Here is a 16,014-nt window from a genome sequence, read left to right as displayed (position 1 = left end):
TAGGGTGCGCAGACCGGGGGACCGTGTCCGGATCGTCCGCGCCGAGTGGGTATGCTTCCCCGCATGACTTCCCCGGAACGGCGGCTCTCCCGCGGCATCGTGGCCCGGTACGCCGTCGGCTCGATCGGCACGGGCGGCTTCGCGACCCTGCCCGGCCTCGTACTCGTCTTCTACCTCACCGACACGCTCGGCGTCACGGCCTTGCTCGCCGGGCTCGTCGTCACGGCCGCCAAGGTGTGGGACGTGCTGATCGACCCATGGATCGGCGACCGGAGCGATCACGCCCTCGCGGTCACGGGCACCCGGCGGACCTGGATGCGGATCGGCGCGGTCGCGCTCCCGGTCGCCTTCGTCGTCACGTTCGCCGCGCCCGCCGGTCTCGGCCCGGTCGTGGCCGGCGTCTGGGTCATGGTGGCGTTCCTCGCGACGGCCACGGCGTTCAGCCTGTTCCAGGTCCCCTACATCGCACTTCCGGCCGAGCTCACCGACGACTACGACGGCCGCACCCGGCTGCTCACGTGGCGCGTGGTCGTGCTGAGCTTCGCGATCCTCCTCTTCGGGGCGGGCGGCCCGCTGCTGCGTCGGGCCGGCGGCGACGACGAGGCGATCGGGTACCTCGTCATGGCCGTCGTCGCGGGCCTCGTGATCGGCATCGGCATGCTCGTGGCCACGACGACTGCGCCCGCTGGGATGGTCGTCGAGGAGCGCGAGCGACGCAGCCTCGCGGCCGGCTACGCGGAGGGCCTCGATGCGCTGCGCCGCAGTCGGCCGTTCCGCCTGCTGCTGTCGGGCTTCCTCCTGCAGGGCCTCGCCACGGGAGTGATGCTCGCCGGCGCGAACTACGTCGCCGTGTGGGTCCTCAACTCGGAAGACGCGCTGACGTTCCTCTTCGTCGCCCTCATCGGCCCCGCCGTCCTGTGCGCGCCGCTCTGGGGCAGGCTCGCACGCCGGATCGGCAAGGAGCGGTCGTTCGTGTTCGCGAGCGCCCTGTTCGCCGTGGCATCCGCCACCCTCGTCGGCATGATCTGGGCGCCGGGCGCCTGGGTGTACGCCCCCGTCGCGATCGCCGGTGCCGCGTACGCGGGCATGCAGTCGCTGCCGATGGCGATGCTCCCCGACGTCGTCGCGCACGACGCACGCACGAACGGCCCGGGCCGCGCCGGAACCTTCGGCGGCGTCTGGACCGCCGGCGAGACCACCGGGATGGCGCTCGGCGCCACGCTGCTCACGATGGTGCTCGCGGCGACCGGGTACCTCGAGTCCGTCGGCTCGGCGGTCGTCGCACAGCCCGCGGCCGCGGTCGTGGGGATCGCGCTGAGCTTCAGCGTGCTCCCCGCCGTGCTCGTGCTCGTCAGCATCGTGCCGCTGCTCCGCTACCCGCTGCGGCGCACCGACATCGACATCCCCGCACCCACCGAGGAGACCGTCCGATGAACGCCTTAGAACGCGAGCCCGACGAGGTCCTCGCGGAACTCGCCGGACTGCGCGAGGCCGACGCCCCGACGCACGGCGGCCGCGTGCTCTCCTACGTCTACGACTCGGGCCTCGCCGAACTCGACGAGCTCGCCGCCCGCGCGGCCCGGCTCGTGCAGCCGGTGAACGGCCTCGACCCGACGACGTTCACCTCGGTCGCCGCGATGGAGGCCGGCGTCGTCGGCTTCGCTCGGCGCGTCTTCCACGGCGAGACGCACGCTGGGGGTTCCGCCGCGCCGGGCGCGGAGGTCATCGGCTCCGTCACGTCCGGCGGCACCGAGAGCTGCCTGCTCGCCGTGAAGACCGCGCGCGACGTGTGGCGGGAGGCCCACCCGGGTGACGAGCGGATGCCGCGCCTCGTCGCCCCGACGACGGTGCACGCCGCGTTCCACAAGGCCGCCCACTACTTCGGGCTCACGCTCGACCTCGTGCCCGTCTCCGCAGAGACGGGCGCGCCGGCGGCAGCCGACGTGGTCGCCCGACTCGACGACGACGTCGCCCTCGTCGTGATGAGCGCGCCGTCCTACCCCTTCGCGACGCTCGATCCGATCGGGGAGGTCGCGTCGGCGACCGCCGAGCGCGGGCTGGCCCTGCACGTGGATGCGTGCATCGGCGGGTTCGCACTGGCGTTCCACGACGGCCTCCCCGACTGGGACTTCCGCGTGGCCGGCGTCACGAGCCTGTCGGCCGACCTGCACAAGTACGGGTACGCCCCGAAGGGGGTCTCGGTGCTGCTGCAGCGCGGTCGCGACCGGCAGCGTCACCAGTACTTCGCGACGACCGCGTGGCCCGGGTATCCCGTCGTCAACCCGACCATGGCGGGCTCGAAGCCCGCCGGTCCGCTCGCCGCGGCGTGGTCGATCGTGCAGGTGCTCGGCGAGCGCGGCTTCGCCGAGCTCACCGCACGGGCGATGTCGGCGACCGCCGTGCTGCGGGACGCGATCGACGCGGTCGAGGGGCTCGAGGTCGTCGGGGATCCCGTCGGCCCGCTCTTCGCCGTCCGCTCCGATGGTTCCGTCGCCCCCGAGCGTCGCGTCGACCCGCACCACTGGGCCGACGCCGCGCGCAGCGCCGGGTGGCACCTCCAGCTGCAGCCGGGCATGCTCCAGGCCGACGGGACGGTGCTCCCGCACACGACGCACCTGACCGTCACCCCGGTCACCGACCACGTGGTCGGCGAGCTCGTGCCGGCGCTCGAGGCCGCAGCCGACGCCGTGCGGGGCGTGCCCGCCGTCGACGGCGGGGCGCTCGTGGAGGGGCTGGCCGGGCAGTTGCCGGGCGGCGCGGAGGCGCTCGCCGCGGCATCCGCCGGGCTCGACTCGGACGGCGCAGCCGGACTCCTGGGCGCCTTCGGCCTGCTCGGCGGCGAGGGGGCCGGGGGAGCGCTGCCCGAGCGGATGGCGCCCGTCCTCGCGCTCGTCGAGGCGCTCCCCGGCCCGCTCACCGAACGGCTCCTCGTGGAACTGCTCGCGCGCGTCGTCGAGCCGCGCGACTGATCGCAGGCGCCGGGCCGCGCGTGGCGACGCCCGCGCTCAGAGCGCGAGCATCCGGTCGGTGTCGCCGAAGACCTCGAGGCCCGCGCACTCGGCGACCCCGTCGAGGAGCGTCGTCCCGTCGGGTGCGACGTGCCGGAGCGTGATGCGGGCGTCGAGCGTCTCCTCGACCCGCTGGTGCATGGCGGTGCGCAACGGGGCGTGCAGCAGGCCTCCGCGCACGCGCTCGGCCACGAGGTCGAGCGTTCCGTCGGGGCCGTCGAGCGTCCAGCGGACGTGCGTGTCGTCGATCTCGAGTCGTCGTTCCTCCGAGCGGTTGTACGTCGTCCACCGGTGCAGGCGACCGCCGTGCTCGAGCCCGACGATCGAGCCCCGGAAGGTGCCGCCGAGCCAGGGGATGATGGCGACGGACGCGATGAGCGACGCATCCGGATGCTCTCCGTCGGCGCGATCGACGTGATTGCTCGCCATCCAGACGTAGCCCGACGGAAAGGCGCGGCCCCAGTCCTTCTCGATGTAGCCGCGCCCGCCGTCGAACGTCACGGGCGCGCCTTCGACCTCGAGCGTGCCCCGGAGGTCGTGGCCGAACGACACGATGCCGTGGAAGCACTCCATGAACGGCACGAGCCCGTACCAGCCCATGATGCCCGGCTCCCGGAGCGTCACCGGCCACGGCCGGAACGGGCCCACGTGTTCGAGGCGCCCGCGCAGCTGCGGGAGGTCGAGCGTGACGCCGCGCACGTCGAAGCGGTTCGCCCCGACCTCGACATCGAACCCGTGGGCGGACGCTCCGAAGGCCTCGACCGGGAACCGGTGGTACCAGGAGCGACCGGTGAGGCCGTCGAGGACCTGGACGAACGCCTCGTCGCGTCCGCCCCCGTCGGCGTCGTCGATCCCGCGGAACACGCCGGGGATGACCGCCCAGCGGGCGGCGCGGTCGGGCGAGACGAGCTTGACGTACCAGCCCTCGAAGAAGCCGCGCCGCACCCCGTGGCCGTGGAACGCCTCGGGGTGACGCACCCCGCGCAGCCATTGGGCCGGTGTCCGCATGGGCCCAGCGTACTGGTCGGTACCCGCGCGCTACAGGCCGCAGCGCTCGGCGTAGTAGGCGTACAGGTCGGCCTTCAGGTCGGCACCCGACGGGATCTCGAGGCGACCCTCGCGTCCGTCTCCGGTCGCGACCGTGAACGGCAGGATGGTGCCGCGCTTGTCGTCGGCGAGCGCGTGCGCGTCGCACCGGGCCGGCCGGACGGCGAGCGCGACGTCCACCGGTTCGTCGCCCGCATCGACGTCGATGCCGATCGGCCAGTCCTGGCCCTCCTCGTTGCCGATGAGCGTCGTCGCCGACACGCGGTCGATCGAGAGGGTGCCGTCGCCGGATGCCGCGGGCGCGACGGTCACGTCGATCCACGCGCGTCGGTCGGCGCCCGTGCCCGTCGTGCGGAGGCGCTCGGGCAGCTCGATCGCCGCGACCGCGGCGACCGACTCGGCCAGGCAGTCGGCGTCGGCGATGCGCGCCATCGTGTCGAACGGGTCGTCGGGTTCGACGGTGCCTGCGCGCTCCGTGCCGTCCGCCCCGGAGACCCGCAGGTCGACCTCGATCGCCGTCGGGTCGCCGTCGCAGACGCTGCCGGGAAGGTCGAGGCGGATGTCGATCGCATCGCCCGCGCCGAGTTCGAACGGCTCGTCGCGGTCCATGCCCGGTTCGAGCGCGGGCGAGTGGACCGAGAGGGAGGTCACGGTGACCGGGTCGCCGGTGTTCTCGACGTGCACGACGAGCCGCCCCTGCGGCACGTCGAGCCGACCCTGCTGCACCGTGACGGAGAGGCCGTCGGGCAGGCCGTCGTCGTCGCCGCCCGCGGCCTGGGTGCACGCGGAGAGCGCGCCGAGCGCGAGGGTCGCGACGACGAGGGCCGCGGGCCGGACGAGTGCCGCGCGCACGGACCGGTCGGGGGAGCGGGCGGCACGCGGCATCCGTCTCACCGCACCGAGACGTCGAGGCGTCGGCCGGAGAGCGAACGCGGGCGACCGGCGAGGAACGCCGCCGCCGCCTCGATCGAGCGCGCCGCGGGATCGTCGGGCTCGGCGAGCGCGACCGGCAGCCCCTCGTCGCCACCGCGCCGGAGCGCGACGCTGAGCGGCACCGCGGCGATGAGCGGCACCGGCTCGTCGACCCCCTCGGAAAGCCGTCGGGCCACCTCGGCGCCGCCGCCCGACCCGAACAGCTCGAGGAGCGAACCGTCGGCCTGGGCGAAGCCGGCCATGTTCTCGATCACGCCGATGACGCGCTGGCCGGTCTGCCGGGCGACGAGACCCGAACGCTCGGCGACGTCTGCGGCGGCCGGTTGCGGCGTGGTCACGACGACGACCTCGGCATTCGGCAACAGCTGGCCGAGCGAGATCGCGACGTCGCCCGTGCCCGGTGGCAGGTCGACGAGCAGCACGTCGAGGTCGCCGAAGTACACGTCGGTGAGGAACTGCTGGATGGTGCGATGCAGCATCGGGCCGCGCCAGGCGACCGCGACCGAGGATCCACGCCCGCCGGGCTCGGTCGGCTCGACGAACATGCCGATCGAGATGACCTTCACGCCGAAGGCGACCGGCGGCAGGATCATGTCGTCGACGCGCGTCGGACGAGCCGCGGTGCCCTGCTCGTCGACCAGGCCGAGCAGGCCCGGGATCGAGAAGCCGTGGACGTCTGCGTCGACGAGGCCCACCGACATGCCGCGTGCGGCGAGCGCGACCGCAAGGTTCGCCGTAAGCGTCGACTTGCCCACGCCGCCCTTGCCGCTCGTGACCGCGATGACGCGCGTCAGCGTGCCCGGGCCGAACGGGTTCCCGCGCGCCGCGCGGCCGCCGCGGAGCCGCTCGGTGAGCGCGGCCCGCTGCTCGGGCGTCATCACGCCGAGCTCGACGACCGCGTTGCCCTCGCCCACGACCTGCTCGGCCGCGGCGCGGACGTCGCGTTCGATCCGGTCGGATGCCGGGCAGCCGACGATCGTGAGGCGCACGCCGACCTCGACGCCGGCGTCGGTCGCGACCACGCGCTCGACCATGTCGAGTTCGGTGATGGGGCGGCGGATCTCCGGATCGATGACGCCCTCGAGCGCGGTGCGGACGGCGCGCTCGATGCCGTCCGCGTCAGGACGGGGCATTCGCGGCATCCTCCTCGTCGCGCCGGTCGAGCTCGTCGAGCACCTGGCGCAGCTCCTGCCGGATGAACTCCTTCGACGCGAGGTCGCGCACCGCGAGCCGGAGCGCCACCACCTCGCGGGCGAGGTACTCGGTGTCGGCGAGGTTGCGCTCGGCGCGCTGGCGGTCCTGCTCGATCTGCACGCGGTCGCGGTCGTCCTGGCGGTTCTGCGCCAGCAGGATCAGGGGCGCGGCGTACGAGGCCTGGAGCGAGAGCACGAGCGTCAGCGCGATGAAGCCGAGTTCGACCGAGTCGAACCGCCAGGCCGGCGGGGCGAGCGTGTTCCAGAGGATCCAGAACGCGACGAAGAGCGTGAGGCCGAGCAGGAACCACGGGGTGCCCATGTTGCGGGCGACCCATTCGGTGAACCGGCCGAATCGGTCCCGATCGCCGGAACGGCGCAGGGGCGGCGCGGGTCGGCGGATGCCCTTCGGGGTGTCGAACCGACGGTCGTCGGCGGCGTCAGCGCGTGCCATCTCCTGCCCTCCTTCCGGGTGCGATCGGGATGCTGCCGGTGGCCAGCTGTGCGCGGGCGGTCGCGCGTCTGCTCACCTCCGACTCGTCCTCGGGGTGACTCCTCCAGTCGTCGGGGAGCAGGTAGTCGAGCACGTCGTCGATCGTGACCACGCCGACGAGGCGGTGCTTCTCGTCGACGACGGGCACCGAGACCAGGTCGTAGCTCGCGAGGATGCGGCTCACCTCGGCGGCCGACGTCTCGGCCTTCACGGGTTCGAGGCCCTGGTCGATGAGCGAGCCGAGCCGCTCGTGCGGCGGGTAGCGGAGCATCCGCTGGAAGTGCACGATGCCGAGGAACCGGCCCGTCGGCGGCTCGTAGGGCGGCAGCGTGACGCAGACCGCCGCGCCGAGCGCAGGCGGGAGGTCGTGGCGCCGGATGAGGGCCAGGCCCTCGGCCACCGTGGCATCCGCCGACACGATGATCGGCTCGGTCGTCATGAGGCCGCCCGCGGTGTCGGGGCCGTACGACAGCAGGAAGCGGACGTCCTCGGCCTCCTCGGGCTCCATGAGCTCGAGGAGGTGCTCGCCGCGCTCCTCGGGCAGCTGGGCGATCAGGTCGGCGGCGTCGTCGGGCGACATGTGGTCGAGCACGTCGGCGGCGCGATCGTCGCCGAGGACCGCGAGGATCTCGACCTGGTCGGCCTCGGGCATCTCCTCCAGCACGTCGGCCAGCCGGTCGTCCGGCAGTTCGGCGGCGACCTCCTGGCGTCGCTGCGTCGGCAGGTCGAGCAGCGTGTTGGCGAGGTCGGCGGGCTTGAGCTCGGAGTAGGTCGCGATGAGCTGCTCGGCCGACTGCGCCTCGCCCGCCTCCGTCGTCTCGCGCACCTCGCGCCAGGTGACGTACGCGGACGGACCCTTCGCGAACGGCGAGGCACTCGTCTTCGGGCGACGCACGAACAGCTGGTCGACCTCCCACTCGCCGGGATCGCGCTCCTCGATCGCGACGTCCTCGATGCTCGCGGTGCCGGAGCCGTCGTTGAAGGTCACCTTGCGGCCGAGCATCTCGGCGATGACCCGGACCTCGCCGCCGCGCTGTTCGAAGCGGCGCATGTTGATCAGGCCCGTCGTGATGATCTGGCCGCCGCCGATCGAGGTGACGCGGCCGATCGAGACGAACACGCGGCGTTTGCCGGGGATCTCGACGATGAGGCCGACGACGCGCGGAGGGTCGTCCTTGCGGTACACGACGAGCACGTCGCGCACCTTCCCGACGCGGTCGCCCGCGGGGTCGAACACGGCGCACCCGGCGAGTCGGGCGACGAAGACTCTCGTGGCGCTCACGCCTCCCAACTTACCCCGCGGCCCGGGCATCGGGTCGGGCGGCGGAGCCGCGTGGAAGAATGGCGGGGTGAGCACCCAGTCGCCGTTCGGCGGTCGCATCGGCCGCGCCTTCCCGACCCTGCCGAAGGGCGAGACGGTCGCGAGCTACGAGACCTACCAGGAGGCGCAGGCCGCGGTCGACCAGCTCGCGAAGGCCGAGTTCCCGGTGAAGGAGCTCTCGATCGTCGGCCACGACCTCACGAGCGTGGAGCGCATCACGGGCACGCTGAGCTGGGGGCGCACGGCCGCAGCCGGGGCGCTCTCCGGGGCGTGGTTCGGCACGTTCCTCGGCCTGCTGTTCTTCATCTTCTCGCCGTCCGGCACCTCGCTCGGGATCCTCGGTGCCGCGGTCCTCATCGGCGCCGGCTTCGGCATGATCTTCAGCCTCGTCTCGTACTCGGTGAACCGTCGCCGTCGCGATTTCACGTCGGTCATGCAGGTGCTCGCCACGCGCTACGCGATCATCGCCGAGCCGGCGCACGTCGTGCGCGCCCGCCAGGTGCTCGGAGTGACGGACGCCGCGGCCCCGCCCGCCCCCGCGGCGACGATCGTGCGCCCGCCGGCCTCCCCGGCGGCCGATGCGGGTGCGGATGCCGCGGCCGAGCCGCCCGCATCCCACGGCGAGCCGCCCACCGAGCCCGAGCCGCGTGAGACCGACCCGTCGCGTCCGCTGACCTACGGCGAGGCGCAGGACGCCCGCCGCCGGGCGGCGCGCGAGCGCGGTGAAGAATAGCCCTGTTCCGCCCGGGTGCATTCGCCCCCCGGCCGGCTCCGCGGCGAGTCGCGTCGCACCTGCACCGGCGACTCCCAGCGAGCCCGCCTAACGTGACCACCATGCCCGATGCAGCACGTCCCGAGAGCGCGCCGACGCCGCTCGAGCGGACGGTGCGCGCCGAGATCGCCGCGGCCGAGCGGCCCGACCGGCCCATGCGCCGGTGGCTCCGCGGCATCCGCCACTGGATCGAGAACCACCCGCGCCTGCGGTTCGCCTACCGGACCGGGGTGGGCGTGCTCGGCGGCGTGATCGCCGTCGCCGGTCTCGTGCTCGTGCCGCTCCCCGGCCCCGGCTGGCTCATCGTCTTCCTCGGCCTCGCCATCCTCGGCACCGAGTTCGCCTGGGCGCGCCGCCTCGCGGCGTGGGTCAAGCGCATGCTCGACCGGTTCTGGGCCTGGTGGACGGCGCGCCGTGCGGCGAGAACGGCCCGCGCCGACGTCGGCTGACGCACGGCGCCCACAGGGCCCGCGCCCGAGACGCCCACCGGCCGGATCACCCGAGGTCGAGCCGGCCGACGACTGGTACGGCGTCGGCCGGCTCACCGTCGAGTGAGCCGGCCGACGATCGTCGCTCAGCGCTGCGCGCCGCGCACCCAGGCCTCGACCTCGTCGGCCGTGCGCGGGATGCCCGCCGAGAGGTTCTCGGCGCCGTCGGCGGTCACGAGGATGTCGTCCTCGATGCGCACGCCGATGCCGCGGAACTCCTCGGGCACGGTGAGGTCGTCGGCCTGGAAGTAGAGGCCCGGCTCGATCGTGAAGACCATTCCCGGCTCGAGCACGCCGTCCATGTACATCGAGCGTCGCGCCTGCGCGCAGTCGTGCACGTCGAGGCCGAGGTGGTGGCTCGTGCCGTGCACCATGTAGCGGCGGTGGAACTGGTTCTCGGGCTGCAGCGACTCCTCGGCGGGGACCGGGAGGAAGCCCCACTCGGCGGTGCGCTTCGCGATGACCTCCATCGCGGCGGCGTGGATCTCGCGGAACACGGCGCCGGGCCGCACGATGCGGAACGCGGCATCCGCCGCCTCGAGCACGGCCTCGTAGACCTGCCGCTGCACGGGCGAGAACGTGCCGTTCACCGGGAACGTGCGGGTGATGTCGGCCGTGTAGTAGCTGTCCATCTCGACGCCCGCGTCGAGCAGCACGAGGTCGCCGGGCACGACGGCGCCGTCGTTCCGGGTCCAGTGCAGGATGGTCGCGTGGGGGCCCGCCGCGGCGATGGAGGCGTAGCCGACGTCGTTGCCGTCGAGGCGGGCACGGGTCGCGAAGACGCCCTCGATCACCCGCTCGCCGCGCACCTCGCTGGTGATGCGGGGCAGCTCGGCGAGCACCTCGGCGAAGCCGCGCTCGGTCGCGTCGACCGCCGCGCGGAGCTCGGCGACCTCGAAGTCGTCCTTCACGAGCCTCAGCTCGGAGAGCACACGCGCGAATTCGGCGTCGGGTTCGTGCTCGGCGTTCACCTCGAGGCTGAAGGGCGCGTCGGACGCGTTCGTCGACAGCGCCTCCTCGGCCGCGAAGCGCAGGCGTGCGTGGTCGATGCGCTCGGTGATCGACGCATCGGCCTCACGGACCACGAGCGTCGCGGTGTCGGTCGAGTCGACGACCGAGTCGAAGTCGGCGATGCCCCCCGTGGCGAGCTGCAGGTCGGCGGCGACGTGCGCGAGCGAGGGGCGCGGGCCGATCCAGAACTCCCCGATCGCGGGGTTGGCGTAGAACTCCTCGCTGTCGCGCCCGGCACGCTCGCGGAAGTAGACGGTCGCCTCGTGACCGGCGTCGCCGGCCGGCTCGAGCACCAGCACGGCGCCCGGCTCGGAGTCGGAGCCCCACCCGGTCAGGTGCGCGAAGGCGGAGTGCGCCCGGAACGGGTAGTCGGTGTCGTTCGCGCGCTGCTTCATGTCGCCGGCGGGGATCACGAGCCGCTGCCCCGGGAACTCGGCGGAGACCTTCGCCCGCCGCGCCGCCGCGTGGGCCGCCTGCGGACGCGCCTCGGGCAGCCGCTCGTCGCGCTCGGCCCAGCCGCCGCCGATGAAGTCCTTGAAGCCCTCCGACGCGGGCGTGGTCGAACGGTTCGCGTTCCGGCCGGTCTCCTCTGCGGTGGTCTCGTCGGTGGGGGCCTCGTGGGCCGTCGCGGTCGCGTCGCCGGTGTTCGTCATGGTCTCCATTCTCGCACCGCCCCGCCGACCCGCCGAGCGGCGGGGGATCAGCCGCCGGCTCGCGAGAGGGTCGCCACGATCGGCCGGTGATCGCTGCCGGCGCCGTCGAGCGCGTCGAGCACCCGGAACGCGTCGACCGACCAGCCGGGCGTCGCGAGCACGTGGTCGATGGGGCTGCCGAGCAGCTCCGGCAGGCTCGTCGGCCACGTGCCGATCCCGCCGGCTCCGCCCGCGACGGCGGCATCGACGCACCGACCGAGATCGCCGCCGTCGACCCCCCGCCCGGCGAAGTGGTCGACCGTGGCGTTGAAGTCGCCCGCCATGATGACGTCGTCGCCCGCGCACTGCTCGGCGAGCCAGTCGAGGTCGCTCCGCCAGTTGCGCAGCTCCCAGCGGATCGGGGCCACGGCGTGCACGGCGACGATGCGCGGCCCCTCGCCGCTCGTCGGTTCAGCGACGACCGTGGGCAGCGTGTTCGTGTTGCCGGGCGGCCCGGGCCACGGGTCGTTCACGACGTCGTAGTCGCCGAGCTCGGGCGAGATGAGGATGGTCGTGGAGCGCGCCTTCGCGATCTCGTCGAAGGCCTGCGTGTGCACCCACATCGGGCGGCCGCCCTCGCGCATCGCGATCGCCACCTCCTCGCCGAGCGACTCGGTCGTCTCGGGGAGCACCAGCACGTCGGCCCCCTGCTCGATGGCGAGGCCCGCGATCGTCGATGCATCGGGCACCTCGCCGAGGGTGTTCCACGAGAGCACCGTGACCGAGTCGGATGCCGCGGCCGCGTCGTCGCCGCCGAGCCCGCGCAGCGCGAGCACGCCGAGGTTGCCGAGCGCGAACAGCACCAGGATCGCGGCGACGGCGCCGATCAGGCGTCGCCCCGGCCCGAGGAGCAGCGCGATCGCGAGCACGGCGGCGAGGGCGCCCGCGCCGGCGGCCGCCACGCCGCGCAGCGCGACGACGTGCGCGGCGATCCACTGGTCCTGCAGGCCGAACGCCTGCGGCCACAGCAGCACGGAGGCGACGGCGGCGATGCCGAGCACGACGGCCCAGCCGAGGATGCGGGGGAGCATTCACCCCAGCGTAGGCGAGCAGGCGCGCACCGCGCGGAGCATCCACAGGGCGTCGGCTGGGAGTCTGCGGGGAAGCGGCTGACCAGGCGAGCCTACGATGGGGGCATGGTCGACGCTCCGTTCGCCGTCGCAGCTGACCTGCACGCGCACACCACGGTCTCCGACGGCACGGACACGCCTGCGGAGCTCGTCGCCGCGGCATCCGCCGCGGGCCTCGGCGCGCTCGCGATCACCGACCACGACTCGACGGCCGGGTGGGCGGAGGCGATCGGCGCCGCACGCCGTCACCGGATCGCCCTCATCCCGGGCATCGAGTTCTCGACGCGTGAGCAGTTCACGAGCGTGCACGTGCTCGGCTACCTGATCGACCCGACCGACGCCGCGCTCCTCGCCGAGACCGAGCGCATCCGCGACTCCCGGCTCACCCGTGCCGAGGCGATCGTGCGGCGCATCGCCGCCGACTACGACCTCACATGGGACGACGTGCTCGCGCAGACGAGCGACGGCGCCACGATCGGCCGGCCGCACATCGCCGACGCGCTCGTCGCCCGCGGGCACGCCTCGACGCGGTCCGACGCCTTCGCGGGCATCCTGCACTGGCGGTCGGGCTACGCACAGCCGCACTACGCCCCCGACCCGCTCACCGGCATCCGCCTCATCCGCGCCGCCGGCGGCGTGCCGGTGCTCGCGCACCCGGGCACGCGCGGCGCCGAGGACGTGGTGCCCGATCGCCGGCTCGCCCGGTTCGCCGCCTCGGGCCTGTTCGGCCTCGAGGTCGACCACCCCGAGAACACGGACGCCGCGAAGCCGCGCCTCCGCGACCTCGCACGCCGGCACGGGCTGGCGATCACCGGCTCGAGCGACTACCACGGACGTGGCAAGGTCAACCGCCTCGGCCAGTACACGACCGCGCCCGAGGTCGTCGCGCGCATCCTCGCCGAGGGGCACGGGAGCGAACCGGTCCTGCCCTGAGTCGACGAACGGGCCGGATGCCCCGCGGAGAGGCAACCGGCCGTTCGTCGTGTCGCTGGACGGTTCGAGCTCGAACGTGCCGCGTCAGGCGGTCGGCGCGGTCGACGGGGCGCCGGCCGCGTTGCCGCCCGAGCGGCCGCCGCGGCGGCGGCGGCGACGACGCGGCGCCGCGTTGCCGTCGTGGTGCTCCTTGCCCTTGCCGTCGTGCGTGCCCGCGCCCGGCTCCTTCTCCTCCGGGGCACCGGACGCCGGGGCGGCGGACTCACCCGTCGCGTCGCCCTCGCCGACCGGCCGGCCGGAGCGCGTGCGACGGCGCGAGCGCGAACCGCGCTCGCCGGAGGCATCCGCCGGCCCGCTGCTCTCGCGACGACCCGCGGTGCTCGACCGCGACGGCGTTGCGGCCGGGGCCGCCGGCTTCAGGCGGCCCTTGGTGCCCTCGGGGATGTCGAGGTCGGTGTAGAGGTGCGGGCTCGACGAGTAGGTCTCGGTCGGCTCGGGCTGGCCGAACTCGAGGGCGCGGTTGATGAGCGCCCACTTGTGCAGGTCGTCCCAGTCGACGAAGGTCACCGCGATGCCGGTCTTGCCGGCACGGCCCGTGCGGCCGGCCCGGTGGAGGTAGGTCTTCTCGTCGTCGGGGATCGTGTGGTTGATGACGTGCGTCACGTCGTCGACGTCGATGCCGCGCGCGGCGACATCCGTTGCGATCAGCACGTCCTTCTTGCCGGCCTTGAACGCGGCCATCGCGCGCTCGCGCTGGTCCTGGTTCAGGTCGCCGTGCACCGCGGCCGCGTTGAACCCGCGGTCGTTCAGCTCCTCGACGAGCTTCGCCGCCGCGCGCTTGGTGCGCGTGAAGATCACGGTCCTGCCGCGGCCCTCGGCCTGCAGGATGCGCGAGATCACCTCGTCCTTGTCGAGCGAGTGCGCCCGGTAGACGAGGTGCTTGATGTTCGCCTGCGTGAGGCCCTCGTCGGGGTCGCTCGCGCGGATGTGGATCGGGCGGCTCATGAACCGGCGCGCGAGCGCGACGATCGGGCCGGGCATCGTGGCCGAGAAGAGCATCGTGTGCCTCGTCGGCGGGGTCTGGGCGAAGAGCTTCTCGATGTCGGCGAGGAAGCCGAGGTCGAGCATCTTGTCGGCCTCGTCGAGCACCATCTCGGAGACGTCCTTCAGCGACAGCAGTCGTTGCGAGGCGAGGTCGAGCAGTCGACCGGGCGTGCCCACGACGATCTGCGCGCCGGCCTTCAGCTGCTCGATCTGACCCTCGTACGCCTTTCCGCCGTAGATCGAGACGATCTTGGTGGGGCGGTTGGAGGTCGCGAGCTCGAGGTCTTCGGTCACCTGCACGCACAGTTCGCGCGTGGGCACCACGACGAGCGCCTTGACGCCCGGCTCGGGGTCGTCGCCGAGGCGCTGGATGAGCGGGAGGCCGAACCCGAAGGTCTTGCCCGTGCCGGTCTTCGCCTGGCCGATGATGTCCTGCCCGGTGAGGGCGAGGGGAATGGTCTGCTCCTGGATCGGGAAGGCATCGACGATGCCCTTCCCGGCGAGGACCTCGACGATGTCGGGCGCGATGCCGAGTTCGGTGAAGGTGGTCAAATGTCTGCCTGTCCGTGATGCGGAAACGGGTGCGCCCAGTTCCGATCGACCGGCGCACGGCCGCGGTTCCATCGCCCGCGGCGGGTCCCAGCCTATCCGAGTGGGCTGCGAGGCCCCGGATATGCTGTGCTCGTGGTCAATTGGTCGATGTCGCGCCGTCCCCGTCCGGAGACCCCGAGGCTGCGGCCGAGGGTCGCGCCGACCGACCTCACCCGTGTCGACTTCACCGAGTTCACGCCCGACCCCGTGCCGTTCCTGGGCCAGGCCGCGTACATCCAGCTCGAGTTCTTCGAGAGCTTCGCGAAGGCCGTGGCCACGGCACCCGACCTGGCGTCGAAGGAGGGGCTGAGCGCCGCGGCCGGCGTCGCCCTGCGCAAGCACCACGAGCTGATCGCCGAACTCCGCCGCCTCGGCGCCGACCCTGCGGAGGTCATGGCGCCGTTCGCACCGGCGGCCGACCGCTTCCGCCAGGTCACCTCGGGCGCCGACTGGTACGAGCTGCTGCTCGGCATCCACATCACGTCGGGCATGCTCGACGACTACTTCATCCGCCTCGCGGAGGGGCTGCCGCACGAGCTCCGGGTGCGCGTGCGCGCCATCCTCGGGGAGTCGCGCTCGGCCGAGGTCATCGAACGACAGCTCGAGCGAGCGATCGCGGCCGACCCGACGCTCGACGACCGGCTCGCGCTGTGGGGCCGGAGCCTCGTCGGCGACACCCTCCTCATCGCCCGTTCCGCGGTGCGTGCGACCGGATCGGGAGGACACGGCCCCGACGTCGAACCGGTCTTCACCGAGCTCATCGCCTCGCACACACGGCGCATGGACGCGCTCGGGCTCACCGCCTGAGCGGCTCCGGGCCGATCATCGACGGCCCGGCGGCCGCGCCGCGCTCAGCCGCGGGCGAGGCCGAAGCGCGCGAGGTGCGCGAAGGTGCGGGCGTCGTCCTCCTGGCGGCGACGGCCGAGGAGGAAGGCGGCCCCGGCCGCTGCAGCACCGGATGCCACGAGCGAGATCACCCAGATCCATCCGCCGTCCCACGGCATTCCGAGCCAGGTCAGGGCGACCCACACGATCGCGGCGACGCCGGCGCCGACGGCCGGGACGAGCAGGACGCCGTGGAACTCGCGACGCGGGAGCGCGTAGCGCGCGGCGAGGCCGAGGATGGCACCGCCCAGCGTGATGAAGAGGAGTTCCATCAGCCGACGAAGCCGATCTTGCGCGACTCCTCCGTGCCGATCTCGACGTACGCGAGCGCCGCGGCGGGCACCACGTAGACCGTGCCCTTCGCGTCGGTCAGGCGCAGCACGGGCGACTGCCCGCTGAGCGCCGCCGAGACGGCCTGCTCCACCTCCGCCGCCGTCAGCGAGGTCTCGAACGAGAGCTCGCGGGGGGAGTTCTGGATGCCGATACGAAGGTCCACGGTGCGCCTTTCTGTCGTTGACAGCACCCTACGACAC

Annotated in this window: 16 protein-coding genes; 6 read left to right on the top strand and 10 right to left on the bottom strand. The window is 73.4% G+C overall.

All coding sequences use genetic code 11. The annotated features are described in order from the left end of the window. Positions 1-63 precede the first annotated feature (63 nt). Together ACSJD1_RS09195 and ACSJD1_RS09190 are read left to right on the top strand one after the other, a co-directional pair. A complete protein-coding gene (locus tag ACSJD1_RS09195; protein ID WP_438855003.1) occupies positions 64-1,434 on the top strand; it encodes an MFS transporter in 1,371 nt (456 codons plus the stop codon). Next, positions 1,431-2,969: a pyridoxal phosphate-dependent decarboxylase family protein gene (locus ACSJD1_RS09190; RefSeq protein WP_438855002.1), complete on the top strand. Its 1,539-nt coding sequence runs from the start codon at positions 1,431-1,433 to the stop codon at positions 2,967-2,969. Before ACSJD1_RS09195 ends, ACSJD1_RS09190 begins: the two co-directional genes overlap by 4 nt. Positions 2,970-3,005: 36 nt before the next feature. On the opposite strand, the gene ACSJD1_RS09185 is transcribed toward ACSJD1_RS09190, so the two are convergent. From ACSJD1_RS09185 to ACSJD1_RS09165, 5 genes are read right to left on the bottom strand one after another with little or no spacing between them, the layout of a single operon-like run. Then, a complete protein-coding gene (locus ACSJD1_RS09185) occupies positions 3,006-4,016 on the bottom strand; it encodes a tocopherol cyclase family protein (protein ID WP_438855001.1) in 1,011 nt (336 codons plus the stop codon). A gap of 30 nt (positions 4,017-4,046) precedes the next feature. Next, positions 4,047-4,940, bottom strand: a complete 894-nt coding sequence (locus ACSJD1_RS09180; protein ID WP_438855000.1) for a hypothetical protein — start codon at positions 4,938-4,940, stop codon at positions 4,047-4,049. A gap of 5 nt (positions 4,941-4,945) precedes the next feature. Further along, positions 4,946-6,121 (bottom strand): Mrp/NBP35 family ATP-binding protein, encoded by a 1,176-nt coding sequence (locus ACSJD1_RS09175; RefSeq protein WP_438854999.1) that lies wholly within the window; start codon positions 6,119-6,121, stop codon positions 4,946-4,948. Beyond that, positions 6,108-6,635, bottom strand: coding sequence for a DUF1003 domain-containing protein (locus tag ACSJD1_RS09170; RefSeq protein WP_438854998.1), 528 nt, complete (start codon positions 6,633-6,635; stop codon positions 6,108-6,110). The genes ACSJD1_RS09175 and ACSJD1_RS09170 overlap by 14 nt, the downstream gene beginning before the upstream one ends. Next, on the bottom strand, positions 6,622-7,956 hold the full coding sequence (locus ACSJD1_RS09165) for a magnesium transporter MgtE N-terminal domain-containing protein (RefSeq protein WP_438854997.1): 1,335 nt from the start codon (positions 7,954-7,956) through the stop codon (positions 6,622-6,624). The genes ACSJD1_RS09170 and ACSJD1_RS09165 overlap by 14 nt, the downstream gene beginning before the upstream one ends. Before the next feature lie 67 nt (positions 7,957-8,023). On the opposite strand from ACSJD1_RS09165, the gene ACSJD1_RS09160 reads away from it, so the two are divergent. Together ACSJD1_RS09160 and ACSJD1_RS09155 are read left to right on the top strand one after the other, a co-directional pair. Beyond that, positions 8,024-8,728, top strand: coding sequence for a YflT domain-containing protein (locus tag ACSJD1_RS09160; RefSeq protein ID WP_438854996.1), 705 nt, complete (start codon positions 8,024-8,026; stop codon positions 8,726-8,728). Between the two features lie 101 nt (positions 8,729-8,829). Next, positions 8,830-9,216, top strand: coding sequence for a TIGR02611 family protein (locus ACSJD1_RS09155; protein WP_438854995.1), 387 nt, complete (start codon positions 8,830-8,832; stop codon positions 9,214-9,216). Positions 9,217-9,341: 125 nt separating this feature from the next. Here the strand turns inward: ACSJD1_RS09155 and ACSJD1_RS09150 are convergent, their stop codons facing one another. Next, on the bottom strand, positions 9,342-10,919 hold the full coding sequence (locus ACSJD1_RS09150) for an aminopeptidase P family protein (protein WP_438854994.1): 1,578 nt from the start codon (positions 10,917-10,919) through the stop codon (positions 9,342-9,344). 47 nt (positions 10,920-10,966) lie between these two features. After that, positions 10,967-11,989, bottom strand: coding sequence for an endonuclease/exonuclease/phosphatase family protein (locus tag ACSJD1_RS09145; protein WP_438854993.1), 1,023 nt, complete (start codon positions 11,987-11,989; stop codon positions 10,967-10,969). Between the two features lie 105 nt (positions 11,990-12,094). On the opposite strand from ACSJD1_RS09145, the gene ACSJD1_RS09140 reads away from it, so the two are divergent. Continuing rightward, the gene (locus tag ACSJD1_RS09140) at positions 12,095-12,961 is read left to right on the top strand and encodes a PHP domain-containing protein (protein WP_438854992.1); all 867 of its coding nucleotides are present in this window, start codon (positions 12,095-12,097) and stop codon (positions 12,959-12,961) included. A gap of 84 nt (positions 12,962-13,045) precedes the next feature. Here ACSJD1_RS09140 and ACSJD1_RS09135 read toward each other — a convergent pair whose 3' ends face one another. Next, entirely contained in the window at positions 13,046-14,557 is a 1,512-nt protein-coding gene (locus ACSJD1_RS09135) for a DEAD/DEAH box helicase (protein ID WP_438854991.1), read from the bottom strand. A gap of 132 nt (positions 14,558-14,689) precedes the next feature. On the opposite strand from ACSJD1_RS09135, the gene ACSJD1_RS09130 reads away from it, so the two are divergent. Beyond that, positions 14,690-15,403 (top strand): ferritin-like fold-containing protein, encoded by a 714-nt coding sequence (locus tag ACSJD1_RS09130; protein WP_438854990.1) that lies wholly within the window; start codon positions 14,690-14,692, stop codon positions 15,401-15,403. A 44-nt stretch (positions 15,404-15,447) separates the two neighbouring features. Here ACSJD1_RS09130 and ACSJD1_RS09125 read toward each other — a convergent pair whose 3' ends face one another. Both ACSJD1_RS09125 and ACSJD1_RS09120 read right to left on the bottom strand, forming a co-directional pair. Then, positions 15,448-15,753 (bottom strand): hypothetical protein, encoded by a 306-nt coding sequence (locus tag ACSJD1_RS09125; RefSeq protein ID WP_438854989.1) that lies wholly within the window; start codon positions 15,751-15,753, stop codon positions 15,448-15,450. Continuing rightward, the gene (locus ACSJD1_RS09120) at positions 15,753-15,977 is read right to left on the bottom strand and encodes a DUF3107 domain-containing protein (protein WP_328288998.1); all 225 of its coding nucleotides are present in this window, start codon (positions 15,975-15,977) and stop codon (positions 15,753-15,755) included. Before ACSJD1_RS09120 ends, ACSJD1_RS09125 begins: the two co-directional genes overlap by 1 nt. Between the last annotated feature and the right edge of the window lie 37 nt (positions 15,978-16,014).

The organism is Agromyces excoecariae, assembly GCF_051715505.1.
Taxonomy (GTDB): domain Bacteria; phylum Actinomycetota; class Actinomycetes; order Actinomycetales; family Microbacteriaceae; genus Agromyces.
Note: the sequence above shows the minus strand (reverse complement) of the source record. Positions and strands in the feature narration are given on the sequence as shown.